The organism is Nesterenkonia xinjiangensis (assembly GCF_013410745.1).
GTDB classification, from domain to species: domain Bacteria; phylum Actinomycetota; class Actinomycetes; order Actinomycetales; family Micrococcaceae; genus Nesterenkonia; species Nesterenkonia xinjiangensis.
On sequence record NZ_JACCFY010000001.1, the window covers coordinates 3,055,454 to 3,069,296 of the forward strand.

The window sequence follows — 13,843 nt, forward strand, 5'->3', positions numbered from 1 at the left end:
GGCTCGCGCGATAGGGTGGTGAGCATGCGCATCGCACGTTTCGTCACTGACGCAGAGCCCACCTTCGGAGTCGTCACCGGAGAGCCCGGACAGGAGACCATCACCGAGCTGGTCGGAGATCCCTTCTACCAGGGGATCCAGCAGACCCAGACAACGCACGCCCTCGACGACGTGCGGCTGGTCGCTCCGATCATCCCGCGGAGCAAGGCGATCGGCGTGGGCCGCAACTATGCGGACCACGCCAAGGAGATGGGCCATGACCTGCCCGTCTCGCCGCTGCTGTTCCTGATCCCCAACACGGCAGTCTCCGGGCCCCACGAGCCCATCACCCTGCCCTCCTTCTCGGAGGAGGTCAGCTATGAGACCGAGCTGGCCGTGGTCATCGGCCGGATCTGCAAGGACGTGCCTGTGGAGCGGGCCGCCGACGTCATCTTCGGATACACCGTGGGCAATGACGTCACGGCCCGTGACGCGCAGCGGACCGACGGACAGTGGGCCCGGGCCAAGGGCTTCGACGGCTCGACCCCCCTGGGCCCCTGGATCGAGACCGAGCTGGACCCCGAAGGGCTGCGCATCTCCGGCCGCCTCAACGGAGAGACGGTCCAGGACGGCACTACCGCGGACATGGTCTTCGGGGTGCCCGAGCTGGTCTCCTACATCTCCCAGGCCTTCACCCTGCTGCCGGGTGACGTCATCCTCACCGGCACCCCCGCCGGCGTCGGGCAGGTCTCCTCGGGAGACCGCTTCGAGGCCGAGATCGAAGGCATCGGCACCCTGGTCAACCACTTCCGCAGCTGAACACCCACAGGAGTCACCACACCACCATGAGCATCCCCGTCGTCGACGCCTCCACCCCGGTCCGCGTCAGGTTCTGCCCCTCACCGACCGGCACGCCGCATGTCGGCCTGATCCGCACCGCGCTGTTCAACTGGGCCTACGCCCGGCACACCGGGGGGAAGCTGGTGTTCCGCATCGAGGACACCGACGCCGCCCGTGACTCTGAGGAGTCGTACCAGCAGCTCTTGGAGGCGCTGCGCTGGCTGGGGCTGGACTGGGACGAGGGTGTCGAGACCGGCGGTGAGCACGGCCCGTACCGACAGTCCCAGCGGGGTGAGATCTACGCCGACGTGCTGGAGAGGCTGAAGGCCGCCGGGCACGTCTACGAGTCCTTCTCCACTCCCGAGGAGGTCGAGGAGCGGCACCGCGCCGCCGGCCGTGACCCGAAGCTGGGCTATGACAACGCCGACCGGGATCTCACCGGGGAGCAGATCGCCGCCTTCCGTGCCGAGGGCCGGGATCCGGTGCTGCGGCTGCGGATGCCGGCCGAGGACCTCACCTTCACAGACCTGGTGCGGGGGGAGATCACCTTCTCCGCGGGTTCCACCCCGGACTTCGTGGTGGCCCGTGCCAACGGGCAGCCGCTCTACACGCTCGTCAACCCCGTGGACGACGCGCTGATGGAGATCACCCACGTGCTGCGTGGTGAGGATCTGCTGTCCTCGACGCCGCGCCAGATCGCCCTGTATCGGGCGCTGCACGACATCGGAGTGGCCCGGTACATGCCGCTGTTCGGCCACCTGCCCTACGTGATGGGGGAGGGGAGCAAGAAGCTCTCCAAGCGGGATCCGGAGGCGAACCTGTTCCACCATCGGGACCGCGGATTCATCCCGGAGGGCCTGCTCAACTACCTGGCGCTGCTGGGCTGGTCGCTCTCCGCGGACGAGGACATCTTCACCGTGGACCAGTTGGTGGAGCACTTCGACGTCGCCGACGTCCTGGGCAATCCGGCGCGTTTCGACACCAAGAAGGCCGAGTCCATCAACGGCACCCACATCCGCCGACTGGAGCCCGCGGACTTCCGTGACCGCCTGGTGCCCCATCTGCGGGCTCTGGGGCTGGTGGGCGCGGAGCTCACCGCGCGGCAGGGCCGCATCCTCGACGGCGCCGCGCCCCTGGTCCAGGAGCGCATCGCGCTGCTCAGCGAGGGTGCGGACATGATGGGGTTCCTGTTCGTCGGCGACGAGGACCTGGAGATCGAGCCCAAGGCATTCAGCGGTCTCGGGGAGGACGTGCTCGGCACCCTCGACGCGGGCGTCGCGGCGTTGGAGGGCGTGGCGGAGGATTCCTGGCACACCGAGGTCATCGAGGGGGCCCTGCGCGGGGCGCTGATCGACGGCCTCGGCCTGAAGCCCCGGAAGGCCTTCGGGGCAGTGCGCTCAGCGATCTCCGGACGCAGGGTCTCCCCGCCGCTCTTCGAGTCCATGGAGCTGCTCGGCCGGGAGTCCTCGCTGGCGCGCCTGGCACGCTTCCGTGCGGAGGTCGAGGCCCGGTGAGCCCGGCCGGCGTCCTGTTCGACGTCGACGACACGCTCGTCGACCTGGAGGGTGCGATGCGGGCCACCTTCCGTGAGCTGGCCTCCGCACACCTCCTCCGCGAGGGGGTCGTCTGGGAGGACTCCGCCTGGGAGGCCGCGGAGAGCAGCTTCTGCGGCGACGCCGGTCAGCAGTACGCCCGATACCTCGCCGGGGAGCTGAGCTTCCTGGAGCAGCGGATCGCTCGGGTCCGGGACGCCTACCGGGCAGCCGGGGCGCCGGTTCCGGATCCGCAGAGCCTGCTCCACTGGGAGGACGGGTATGAGCAGGCGGTGAGACGGCGCTGGCGCCCCTTCAGCGACGTGCCGGAGGCCCTGGCCCGGCTGCGCTCTGCTGGCGTGGCGGTGGGCGCGGTGACCAACAACGTGGCCGCGTATCAGCGGGCGAAGCTGGGCATCGCAGGGCTGGGCGGATTCGACGTCGTCGTCGGCACCGACACCGTCGGGGAGGTCAAGCCGGCGCCGGCGATCTTCCACGAAGGCGCCCGGCAGCTGGACCTTGCCCCGGCCTCCTGTGCCTATGTAGGAGACAATCCCGTCGTCGACGGCGTGGGCGCGCGCGATGCCGGGCTGGAGTCTGTGCTGGTGGATCGCAAGGGCATCGTGGAGTCCCCCGAGGGGGTGACCAAGGTCGCCACCGTGGAGGCCGCCGTCGATTTTGTGCTCGGGGCACCTGCTCGTGTAGAGTAGTTTCCCGTTGCGGGGCGCGCGGAAAGCCGGGACGAGAGATCCTCCAGGCGAGCCGAATGGCCAGCAACAGCCGATGGGCTATGGTGTAATCGGCAACACAGCGGTTTCTGGTACCGTCGTTCTAGGTTCGAGTCCTAGTAGCCCAGCGCGATCCGATTTGCGGATCGAAAACCCAGTCGATAGGCTGGTGCAGCCCTCGGCGACGAGGGCATCATAATGACATAGGGCCCCATCGTATAGCGGCCTAGTACGCCGCCCTCTCACGGCGGTAACGCGGGTTCGAATCCCGCTGGGGTCACGGTCGATGGTCTCCTGTTCCTTTCGAGGGGCGGAGGCCATCTCTCCGTCAGCTGCCTTGACGGCAGCTGAAAAGTGAATATGGCCCCATCGTATAGCGGCCTAGTACGCCGCCCTCTCACGGCGGTAACGCGGGTTCGAATCCCGCTGGGGTCACCATATTCAGAAATGCCTCGGATCACATGATCCGAGGCATTTCTTCTGTCTGCCGGCACCACCGGCCTTTCTCCCTTCTCCGGCGATCAGGGAATCTATAGGATGCAGGAGGAAGCTCCGAGAGGTTGCCCATGACTGGTGCCCGTCCCCAGGCCGCCCCCGGCGGCGCAGACTTGATGATGGTCGAGGCAGACTGGAAGCGCGCGCTCGACCACTGGCAGTCGCGCCCGGCGGCGGCCCTCTTGGTCGAGGGTGAGCACGGTGCGCCGAGCGAACGCTTCATCCAGGAGCTGGCCCGAGCGACGGGAACCCGCCTGCATCTGCTCGGCGCCGACGGGAGGGTTACGGCTGAGGCGGTCTCCACCGTGGTCTCCACCGTGCTGTGCCCCCACCTGGAGACGCCTGCCCACGGGCCCGGAGCCGTCCTGGTACCCGGAGCGGACCGCCTCGACACGAGTTCGCTGACCGCGCTGGATGGCCTGCTGCGGCAGGAACGCGTGCCCGTGATGCTGACCTGTTGGCCCGGTTCGGACTTCGGGTATCGCTTCGCCCGGGTCGCGGGTGCGCCGCGAGGGCTTCGCGTGAGCCTGGACATGCTCCCGGTTGCCGCGACCCAGCGGCTGCTCACGCGGCTCTTGGGCGTCCCTCCCACCCAGACCCTGACCCGCTACCTCCACCAGGTCTCCGGGGGACATGTCCTCGAGCTGGAGGACGTGGTGGAGGTCGGACTCGTCGAGGGTTGGATCAGCGCCGCCGGCCGGCGGGCGTCGATCGCGCGACTGCCGGACTGGCTGGATCGGCGCACGGCGCGTGGGACGGTCCGCAGACTTCGGGAGGGCACGACGCCCGTGGGCCTCGACGTGCTTCAGCAACTCGCCGAGCTTGGGCCGCGCGACCTCTCCTCGCTGGCCGCAGACTCCACGACGCGGGACGCGGTCTTCGGGCTGGAAGCGGCAGGTCTGGTCGTCCTGGACCGTTCCACGGTCGGGCTCAGCTGTGCCGCGCACCAGCATGCCCTCTCCTGCGACACCGAGAGGTCGGAACGGTCGCGCGGTGAGCCGGCGCCGGAGTCCGCGCTGGGTAGGGCGCTGCGCGGTGAGCCGGTCGGGGAGGAGGAGGGAATCACCAGAGCCTCGCAGCTGCTGCGCAACGGGCTCCTGTCCCAGATGCGGGTGCTGCTGCGTCGCATGGATGCCCATGATCCCCGGGTGTCCTGTCTCGAGGCAGCCGCTCTGGCCGCACAGGGGGCACCGGCTGCAGGACTCGCGGTGTTGGACGCCGGGGATCCTCCCGTGACTGGCGGTGTCGCGACCCTCGCTCACGAGCTGCGGAGCTTCATCCGTTTCGGCCTCCTCGGCGACCAGGGTGACCCGTCGGGGCCGCGATCAGACCTCAGCGGTCGGCTGTGCACCTTCCGCGAGACCCGGGCCACGGAGTATCTGCGACGCTTCTGCGCGCCGGCTCCGGGCTCGTGGGCCCCGGTCCTGGGCGACACCGCCCTCAGCGGTGATCTGCAGCCCCTTCAGGTGGAGACCTACACCCTGCTCGCACTCGATGCCTACGCCGCTGCGCTGGCCGGCCACAGAGACAGGGCCCGCACGGCGCTCCAGGCTCTCGAGCAGTTCGGTGAGCAGGGAATCCCCCTGGTGTGCCTGTCCTGGGTCGCCGAACGGGTCAGCGTCGCCCGTGTCCTGCTCGATGCCGCGGATTCGCTGCTCCCCGAGGACTGGACCACCCGGCAGGTCCCGGAGCGCACGCTCGCCATGGCTCTGGCCGTCGGCATCGTCGAGGTGTTCCGCGACGTCGTCCGCGGGGTCCGCCCGGAGAGCCTCCACGGCCGGCTGGAGGATCTCTGGAGCGAGTTCGAGGCCGGTGGGCCGGGCGGCCACGTCACGCGCATGCAGCTGGAGGCGCTGGACTTCCTCATCGACGGGGAGCGATCGAGGGATCTCATCGGGCCGCCAGGGGTCGCGGTGACGAGGGTGGGGGAGTCTTACGGGGATGCCTGGGTGACGGCGATGCTCGGGCTGGCGCGGCTGCTCCACGCCCCGGCTGAGGCCGTCGGCTCCCTCGTCCGGTCCCAGACGAGCGATGAAGCGACCGTCCCTGGGGTGCGTCGTCTCATGCTCCGCTGTCTGGCGCTGCGGCGCGCGCGGGAACTCGCGACGACGGACCTCGTCCTGCTGCTGCAGGCCTGCCGACGGGTCGACGTCGAGGAGGAGATCCTGGACATGCTCTCTGCGCACATCGCAGGAGATGCAATCCAGATCAGGGCCTCCATACAGCGGCTGGGGACGAGCCATCCCCGGCTGCATGTCTGGGAGCATCTTGACAGCTCGGGGGAGGGCCCCCTGCGGTGGAACGAGGTCTATGCGACGTTGTCGCCCCGTGAGCGAGAGACGGTCGCGCTTCTGATGAATGGGCTCCGATCCGCCGATGTGGCTGAGAGGCTGGGGATCAGCCCCCGCACGGTGCAGACCCATATCCGTCACGTGTACCGGAAGCTCGGCGTGGGCTCCCGCACGGCACTGCGTGCCCTTCTCACCCGGGGGAGTCCTCGCTGATGCTGATGCCGCCCCTTCTTGTGGAGGCCCCGGACTTCCGCCCCTCCCGTGCACTGGCGGAGGCCCTGCTCACCGTCGACGACTACGACGTGGCCGCCGTGATGATCCCGGCCCTCTGGGGCGCCGACGAGCTGCTCGGCGAATTGGCGGGGCGGACCCGAGTGCATCGGCTGCGCCACGACGCCACATCGGGGGAGTCTCTCGCCTCAGCACTCGGGCCGCCAGGGGTGGAGAATGACGCGGGCGCAGTGGGCTTCATCGTTGTCCAGCACCCTGCAGAGCTGGAGGGACGGCGGTTCAGCGAGCTGCTGGAGTTCGTGTCCGGCCGGCCCCTGACCGTGTTGCTGATCCTGCGGAGCCAGCAGGACCTGCCGGAGTCGGTCATCCGGCACGGACGCACCGGCCGGGTGGTGACTCTTGCCGTGCGGGCGCTCACGCCGGAGGACACCGTTCGTGCGATGGTCCGAGAGCTGGGTGGTCCGGTGACTTCGCTGGCGGCCCGGCGCACGGTGCTGCTCAGCGGAGGCCACCCCCAAGCGGTGAACATGGTGCTCGACCGGGCGCGTCGCACCCAGGTGCTGAGACCAGTCGACGGTGTCTGGAGGTGGGAGCCCGAGGAGCCCGCCTTCCGCCGCAGGCTGGCCGAAGAGCTTCCGGAGCTGATGCGTGGCTTGGAGGAGAAGGAGCATGAGCTCCTCCGCCTGATCTCCTGTGCCTGGCGACTGCCGGAGTCCTGGGCGGTCCGGGAGTTCGGAGTCTGCGTAGTGGACAGTCTGCGGGCGCAGGGCCTCATCGGTGTGGATGCCCCGGCTCCTCATGGCCCTCCGGAGCTCAGGATCACCTCGGAGCTGCTGGAGAGCGGCATCGCCGACCGGATGCGCCCTGCCGAATCGGCTCGCCTCTGGCATGTCATGGGGGCGACGGTCCCCCGGGTCGGGATCGGCGCGACGGCCGAGATCGGCCTGATCTGGTGGGCGGCACGCGTGGGGGAGCAGGTCGGTGTCGAGGAGGCGCTGCGCGCGGCACGCGGGGCGATCTCACGCTCCTGGTACGGGCCGGGGATCGCGGTGCTGGACGCGATGGCGGAGGATCCCGGCCCCACGGCGCGGGTGCTCCGTGCCCGCGCCATGCTCGGACTGGGACGCGTGCGGGAGGCGCTCCAGGATCTCGGGCGGCTCGTCCGGCACTCTCCGGGGGACACCGCCCCGTCCTCTGAGCGGCTCGACGCGCTGCGGCAGGGGCTCCTCCTGGCGCGTAGGCTGAGCCTCTTCCAGCCGGCTGCGGCGGCCCCGCTGGTCCGGCAGCTCTCCGCGGTGCTGGGGCCGGGGACGACTCCGACACTCGACCGGATCGTCGGCATGGCCGACGAAGCCGTCTGCCCAGGAGATCCTGAGGACGTCGAAGGCGCCCGCCGGTGGCTCCAGGAAGTGCGCCGGATCCACCAGGAGGCCCCCTGTGACGAGGCTGCCGTGGCCCAGCTCCATGTCGGCGCCCGCCTCGGTCTCGGACGGCATCCGGACCTCGGACGCCTGGTCCTGTCCTTGCTGCTGGACCAGCTGGCCCGTGAAGGTGGCCGGCCGGATGTCGAGGAGGCCGCACACAGCCTCCTGCTGATGATCACCATGGTCACGGGGTGGCATACCGACACCCTGCGCCTCGACGTCGGGACCTGGCGTCACGGGGCCGCGAACCCGGCGACGGGCGCCGCCGTGGCCGACACGGTCGGGGCCGTCGCCGCCATGCAGGAGGACCGCATGCACACCGCCGCCCAGTTCGCCGTCTCGGCGATGGCGTCCTGGGAGTGGGACGACCCCTACGGCCTTCTGCCGTTCGCCTCCGCCGTGCACGCCGCCTGCGCCTCGTACGTGGACCCTGAGGTCGCCGCCGAGGCCCATCGTGATCTGCGTCTCCGTGGGTTCGAGGAGTCCGCGGGCTTCCCGGCGCTGCGCCTGGCCACTGCCGGAATGGCCCTGGTAGGGAGCGGCCCCGGTGCCTTCGAGGTCGCCGATGCCCTCGTGCGGCTCGCGGAGCGTGCCCGTGAGGCAGGGGAGTGGGCCCAGGAGCAGCAGCTGCTCCTGCTCGGAGCGCTCAGCGGCTGGCCTCCCGCTGCTGACGCGATCGGGGAGTCGTCGTGGGGGCGCAGCACGGGCCGGGCCCGCATGATCGGGATCCTCGGGGAAGCGATGATCACCGAGTCCGACACGAGGGCCCTGGAGATCGCGGATGTGCTGCTGCAGGCCGGGGCCAGGTTCTTCGGTCTGGCGGTGCTCATGGTCCGTTGGCAGAGACGCCATGAACTCGACCTGTCCCAGCGGGCCTGGATCGTGCGGACCGTGCTGGAGGCGCGGAGACGGGCGCCGGAGGGCTCGTGGGTGTTGAGCACCTTCACCGAGCTCGACCTCTCGTCCCGGGAGGAGCAGGTCCTCGGGCTGTTGCGCCGCGGCGAGCCGACCCGCCAGGTGGCCCGCATCCTGAGACTGTCACCACGTACGGTGGAGGCCACGATCTCCCAGCTGCTCCAGCGGTTCTCCTGTCGGAACCGCATGGAGCTGATGGAACTCGGACTGGTGGACCTGGAATGACAGGGGACGTCCCGGCCGGACGGTGACGTCCCATGGGATCATGGGACCCATGTCAGAGACCCGCCCCGCCGACCCCGCCGACCCTGAAGGCGCTGACACGGTCCAGCAGCTCGGAGAGGACGTGGTCCTCGCGGCCCTGCGCGAGGTCATCGATGCCCACAACGCTCACAACGCCCCTGATGCCCATCGTGCCCCGGCCCCTCCTGGGCGAGGGGTGCCGGTGGGCATGCCTGTGGGTCCGGGCGACGACGCCGCAGTGCTCCGGCTGGAGGACCCTCGGCTGGTGGCCACCACCGACACCATGTCCCAGGACCAGGACTTCCGTCCCGGCTGGTGGGCCTATCCCGCCGAGGCCGCGCATGGCGTCGGGACCAAGGCCGCGGCTCAGAACCTCTCGGACCTCAGCGCCATGGGCGCTCGTCCGGTCGCACTGTTGGTGAGCCTCACTCTGCCTCCGCAGACCCGCCTGGACTGGGCAGTGGGCGTCATGTCCGGGATCGCGGCGGCGGCCACGGCGCCCGGCGCTGCGGGGTGTGTGATCGCCGGCGGGGACCTCGGCTCCGGCGATGTCGTGTCGGTGACCATCACTGCGCTGGGGACGCCGACCGGGGCGAGGAGCCTGCTGCGCTCGGGGGCGCGGCCGGGAGATCAGCTGGCCGTGTGCGGGCCGCTGGGTCGGGCCGCCGCCGGTCTGGCGGTGTTGGAAGGGGAGGTGTCGCCCGCGCGGGGCGCCGAATCTCTGCTGGAGGCCTGCCTCGATGCCCAGCGCCGTCCCGCCCCGGACCTGACGGCGGGGCCCCGGGCGCTGGCCTCCGGCGCGACCGCGGGACTTGACGTCTCCGATGGGCTGCTGCGCGACGCGGACCGGCTGGCCCGGGCGTCCGAGGTCGCCCTCGTCCTCGAGGAGCAGTCTCTTGCCGAGGAGATCACTGCGCTGGGCCGTCTGGACGCGCACAGCTCCCGCGGGTGGGTGCTCGGCGGGGGAGAGGACTATGCCCTGCTCGCGACCTTCCCCGGTGAGGCAGACCTGCCCGAGGGTTTCCGTCGGATAGGAGAGGTGCGCAGTTGCGACGGTGCCCCCGGCGTGTTCGCCGGGGGCACCGTCAGCGCTGGATGGGACTCGCTCCGGCAGGGCGAGGGGCCCGCCTCGAGGTCCGGCTCTCAGTCCTGCGGGAAGTGACGGCCGAGCTGGGCGAAAGTCCAGCCGGCGCCCTCCCACTGCGCGGCGTCGAGCACGTGGCGGGCGTCAAGGAAGTTCTTCGCGGCCACCACTCCGTCCAGGTCGGCGGGAGTCAATGCCTTGAACTCATCCCATTCGGTGGTCAGCACCACCAGATCGGCGTCCTGGGCGGCTTCGGACAGGGAGTCCACATAGCCCAGGCGCGGGAAGCGCTTCGCGGCGTTCGCATTGCCTTCCGGATCATGGACGAAGACCTCGGCGCCGGAGTTGAACAACCGGTTGGCCACATCCAGACCGGGGGAGTCGCGCACGTCGTCCGAGAGCGGCTTGAAGCTCACCCCGAGGACAGCGATGCGGCGCCCGCTGAGGTCCCCTAGGATCTGCTCGGCGAGGGTGACGACCCGGTCGCGGCGTCGCAGGTTGATCTGGTCCATCTCATTGAGGAAGTTCATCGTGTGGTCCAGGCCGAGCTCGGAGACCCTGGTCTGCAGGGCGCGGATGTCCTTGGGCAGGCAGCCGCCGCCGAAGCCGACCCCCGCGTTGAGGAACTTCCGACCGATGCGGGCGTCGTGACCGATCGCGTCCGCCAAGGTGCGGATGTCACCGCCGACAGTCTCGGTGACCTCGGAGAAGGCGTTGATGAAGGAGATCTTGGTGGCCAGGAAGGCGTTGGCGGCGACCTTGACCAGCTCGGCGGTCTCGAAGTCGGTGGCGACCCACGGCGTCTCGCGGCTCAGCGCGTCGGCGTAGACCTCGCGCAGCGTGGCCTCGTCCTCGGGGGAGTCCGTGCCGACCACCAGGCGGTCCGGGCGCAGCGTGTCCTGCACCGCGAAGCCTTCGCGGAGGAACTCGGGGTTCCAGGCCAGGGCGACCCTGACGCCCTCGCGGGACTCCTCGGCGACCAGGTCGCGCAGCCGCCTGGCGGTGCCGACCGGCACGGTCGACTTGCCGACGATCAGCGCGTCCTTGGTGATGGCGCGTGCGAGTCCGGCGGCGGCCGTGTCGACGAACGTCATGTCCGCCCCGGTGCCGCCGCTCTGCTGGGGAGTGCCCACCGCGATGAAGTGGATGTCCGCCCAGCTGCCGACCGCGTCGAGGTCGGTGGTGAAGCGCAACCTGCCCGAGTCCACGTGGCGGCGGATGAGCTCCGGCAGGCCGGGTTCATGGAAGGGCAGCTCCCCGCGCGAGAGGCGTTCGATCTTCTCCGGGTCGACGTCGACTCCGACCACGTCGAAGCCGAGCTCCGCCATGCACGCCGCGTGCGTGGCGCCCAGATATCCGGTACCGATGACACTGATGTTCTTGATCACGGACCCATCATAGGTGCGTGAGTGGGGGAGCCGGCGGCACAACGTCCGGGCGGCGGGTCTGTGACGATCCAGGCGTCCGAGGCCAATGCGCGAGGGGGCGGCGACGTCGGCGGCGACCTCAGGGGCGCCCGGGATCCTCTCCGAGTCCGTGCTCGGCGGCGTCGGGGTTCTTCCGGACCATCTCGGTCAGCTGATGAGCGGCCTGGACGACCACTTCAGCGTGCTGACGGCCCGGCTGGCGGGTCAGCCGCTCGATGGGCCCTGAGATGGACACGGCGGCGATCACCCGGCCGGAGGGGCCGCGCACCGGCGCCGAGACCGAGGCGACGCCGGGCTCGCGTTCACCCAGCGACTCGCCCCAGCCGCGTCGACGTACCCCGGCCAGCACCGTGGGGGTGAAGCGAGCCCCCTGGAGTCCTTCGACGAGGCGCTCGTGGTCCTCCCAGGCGAGGAGCACCTGGGCGGCCGAACCGGCTCGCATCGACAGCTGGGTCCCGATCGGAATGGAGTCGCGCAGTCCGATGGGGCGCTCCGCAGAGGCCACGCAGACCCGCGCATCGCCCTGCCGGCGGTACAGCTGGGAGCTCTCGCCCGTGGCGTCACGCAGCCGCAGCAGGATCGGCCCGGCGGCGGAGACGAGCCGGTCGTCACCGGCGGCCGAGGCGAGTTCGGCCAGTCGGGAGCCGATCACGTAGCGGCCGCGGACATCTCGGCTGAGGAAGCGGTGATGGATCAGCGCCGAGGCCAGCCGGTGGACCGTGGGGCGGGCCAGGCCGGTGCATTCCACGAGCTGGGCCAGGGAGGCCGGGCCGGCCTCCAGGGCGTCGAGGATGAGGACCGACTTGTCCACCACGCCGATTCCTGAGGGGGAGTGCAGCGGGCGGGGCGGGCCCAGCGGCGGCTCCGCGGGGCTGGCCGGGTCAGCTGCGTGTCCGCGCTGCGGGACAGTGCCGGGCCGTTGAGGGCCGGACGCGGAAGCGGCGGGTCGGGAGGCTCGGGGTCGGGGAGCACCGGCTCGAGGGCTGGACATAGATGACATCATACTGCGAATCCGAGGAAATATCTCAGATAGTGAGACCTGGCTCCGCGCGGGGTCCTGAGCTGCGTGTCGCCGATTCGGCTCCCGCAGTTCATATAGTGAGACCCGGGCGTCCAGGTCTGGATACCGCCTGGCAACGATGCTTCTGTAGTGGTATAGGGCCGACCTCAGGAGGATCCCATGGAGGACAAGCCGCTGACGATGGCGGAGAAGGTGTGGCATGAGCATGTCGTCGTGCCCGGCGAGGAGAAGGGCGGGCAGCGCACGCCTGACCTGCTCTACATCGACCTGCATCTCGTCCACGAGGTGACCTCCCCGCAGGCCTTCGAAGGGCTGCGGCTCGCCGGTCGTGAGGTCCGCCGTCCCGATCTCACGATCGCCACCGAGGACCACAACACCCCCACGCTGGAGATCGACAAGCCGATCGCCGATCCGATCAGCCGCAAGCAGGTGGACACCCTGCGCGCCAACGCCGTGGAGTTCGGCATCAGGCTGCACTCGCTCGGCGACGACGATCAGGGCATCGTCCACGTCGTGGGCCCGCAGCTCGGGCTCACTCAGCCTGGGATGACGGTGGTCTGCGGCGATTCCCACACCTCCACCCACGGCGCCTTCGGCGCGCTGGCCATGGGCATCGGCACCTCAGAGGTCGAGCATGTGATGGCCACCCAGACGCTCTCGCTCAAGCCGTTCAAGACCATGGCCATCACGGTCGAGGGCACGCTGAAGCCCGGGGTCAGCTCCAAGGACATCATCCTCGCGGTGATCGCGAAGATCGGCACCGGCGGCGGACAGGGCTATGTGCTCGAGTATCGCGGCTCCGCCATCGAGCAGCTCTCCATGGACGCCCGGATGACGATCTGCAACATGTCCATCGAGGCCGGCGCCCGAGCCGGCATGATCGGCCCGGACGAGGTCACCTTCGAGTACATCAAGGGGCGCCCCCACGCCCCGGAGGGCGAGGACTGGGACGCCGCCGTCGAGAACTGGCGCTCGCTGCGCACCGACGAGGGCGCGGAGTTCGACGCCGAGGTCGTCATCGACGCCGACGAGCTGGAGCCCTTCGTCACCTGGGGCACCAACCCCGGCCAGGGGGTGAGCCTCTCCGACGTCGTGCCGGCGCCGGAGAACTTCGACGACCCGGGGGACCGCGACTCCGCAGAGCGAGCGCTGAAGTACATGGACCTCACCCCCGGCACGCCGATGCGGGACATCCGGGTGGACACTGTCTTCCTGGGCTCCTGCACCAACTCCCGCATGGAGGACCTGCACGCCGCCGCGGAGATCCTCCGAGGCCGCCAGAAGGACCCGCAGGTGCGCATGATCGTGGTGCCGGGATCCCAGCGGGTGCGCCTGCAGGCGGAGGCGGAGGGGCTGGACCAGGTCTTCAAGGACTTCGGCGCCGAATGGCGCTTCGCGGGCTGCTCCATGTGTCTGGGCATGAACCCGGACCAGCTGCAGCCGGGGGAGCGCTGTGCCTCCACCTCGAACCGCAACTTCGAGGGCCGCCAGGGCAAGGGCGGCCGCACCCATCTGGTGTCCCCTGTGGTCGCCGCAGCGACCGCGGTGCGCGGCACGCTGTCCGCACCCTCTGACATCCTGGCCCCCGCGCCGCAGCCGGCCTGAGCCGGCGTCCCCCACGAGGAGCTGAATC

Annotated in this window: 9 protein-coding genes and 3 tRNA genes; 10 read left to right on the top strand and 2 right to left on the bottom strand. The window is 70.2% G+C overall.

Features of this window, described 5'->3' with window-relative positions; all coding sequences use genetic code 11:
• Positions 1-24 precede the first annotated feature (24 nt).
• The 9 genes from HNR09_RS13730 to thiL all read left to right on the top strand — a co-directional run bounded on the left by HNR09_RS13730 (position 25) and on the right by thiL (position 9,840).
• Entirely contained in the window at positions 25-798 is a 774-nt protein-coding gene (locus tag HNR09_RS13730; protein WP_179542550.1) for a fumarylacetoacetate hydrolase family protein, read from the top strand.
• Between the two features lie 26 nt (positions 799-824).
• The gene (gene gltX / locus HNR09_RS13735; RefSeq protein WP_179542551.1) at positions 825-2,333 is read left to right on the top strand and encodes a glutamate--tRNA ligase; all 1,509 of its coding nucleotides are present in this window, start codon (positions 825-827) and stop codon (positions 2,331-2,333) included.
• Positions 2,330-3,061, top strand: coding sequence for an HAD-IA family hydrolase (locus tag HNR09_RS13740; protein ID WP_179542552.1), 732 nt, complete (start codon positions 2,330-2,332; stop codon positions 3,059-3,061). Before gltX ends, HNR09_RS13740 begins: the two co-directional genes overlap by 4 nt.
• A gap of 74 nt (positions 3,062-3,135) precedes the next feature.
• Positions 3,136-3,207, top strand: a tRNA-Gln gene (locus HNR09_RS13745).
• A gap of 79 nt (positions 3,208-3,286) precedes the next feature.
• Positions 3,287-3,359: transfer RNA gene (locus tag HNR09_RS13750), tRNA-Glu, on the top strand.
• Between the two features lie 82 nt (positions 3,360-3,441).
• Positions 3,442-3,517: transfer RNA gene (locus HNR09_RS13755), tRNA-Glu, on the top strand.
• A 128-nt stretch (positions 3,518-3,645) separates the two neighbouring features.
• Positions 3,646-6,078, top strand: coding sequence for a helix-turn-helix transcriptional regulator (locus tag HNR09_RS13760; RefSeq protein WP_179542553.1), 2,433 nt, complete (start codon positions 3,646-3,648; stop codon positions 6,076-6,078).
• 5 nt (positions 6,079-6,083) lie between these two features.
• On the top strand, positions 6,084-8,660 hold the full coding sequence (locus tag HNR09_RS13765) for a LuxR C-terminal-related transcriptional regulator (protein WP_179542554.1): 2,577 nt from the start codon (positions 6,084-6,086) through the stop codon (positions 8,658-8,660).
• A gap of 49 nt (positions 8,661-8,709) precedes the next feature.
• Positions 8,710-9,840: a thiamine-phosphate kinase gene (gene thiL / locus HNR09_RS13770; RefSeq protein WP_179542555.1), complete on the top strand. Its 1,131-nt coding sequence runs from the start codon at positions 8,710-8,712 to the stop codon at positions 9,838-9,840.
• Here the strand turns inward: thiL and HNR09_RS13775 are convergent.
• Both HNR09_RS13775 and HNR09_RS13780 read right to left on the bottom strand, forming a co-directional pair.
• A complete protein-coding gene (locus tag HNR09_RS13775) occupies positions 9,822-11,150 on the bottom strand; it encodes a nucleotide sugar dehydrogenase (RefSeq protein WP_179542556.1) in 1,329 nt (442 codons plus the stop codon). The genes thiL and HNR09_RS13775 overlap by 19 nt on opposite strands.
• 118 nt (positions 11,151-11,268) lie before the next feature.
• Entirely contained in the window at positions 11,269-12,180 is a 912-nt protein-coding gene (locus HNR09_RS13780; RefSeq protein WP_378936877.1) for an IclR family transcriptional regulator, read from the bottom strand.
• A gap of 189 nt (positions 12,181-12,369) precedes the next feature.
• On the opposite strand from HNR09_RS13780, the gene leuC reads away from it, so the two are divergent.
• Positions 12,370-13,815: a 3-isopropylmalate dehydratase large subunit gene (gene leuC / locus HNR09_RS13785; RefSeq protein ID WP_179542557.1), complete on the top strand. Its 1,446-nt coding sequence runs from the start codon at positions 12,370-12,372 to the stop codon at positions 13,813-13,815.
• Positions 13,816-13,843 lie beyond the last annotated feature (28 nt).

What these genes read in the sequence shown, in the direction of transcription:
- HNR09_RS13730 (WP_179542550.1), top strand. Translation starts at nt 25, where the DNA reads ATGCGCATCGCACGTTTCGTCACTGACGCAGAGCCCACCTTCGGAGTC.
- gltX (WP_179542551.1), top strand. Translation starts at nt 825, where the DNA reads ATGAGCATCCCCGTCGTCGACGCCTCCACCCCGGTCCGCGTCAGGTTC.
- HNR09_RS13760 (WP_179542553.1), top strand. Translation starts at nt 3,646, where the DNA reads ATGACTGGTGCCCGTCCCCAGGCCGCCCCCGGCGGCGCAGACTTGATG.
- HNR09_RS13765 (WP_179542554.1), top strand. Translation starts at nt 6,084, where the DNA reads ATGCCGCCCCTTCTTGTGGAGGCCCCGGACTTCCGCCCCTCCCGTGCA.
- thiL (WP_179542555.1), top strand. Translation starts at nt 8,710, where the DNA reads ATGTCAGAGACCCGCCCCGCCGACCCCGCCGACCCTGAAGGCGCTGAC.
- HNR09_RS13780 (WP_378936877.1), bottom strand. Translation starts at nt 12,180, where the DNA reads ATGTCCAGCCCTCGAGCCGGTGCTCCCCGACCCCGAGCCTCCCGACCC.
- leuC (WP_179542557.1), top strand. Translation starts at nt 12,370, where the DNA reads ATGGAGGACAAGCCGCTGACGATGGCGGAGAAGGTGTGGCATGAGCAT.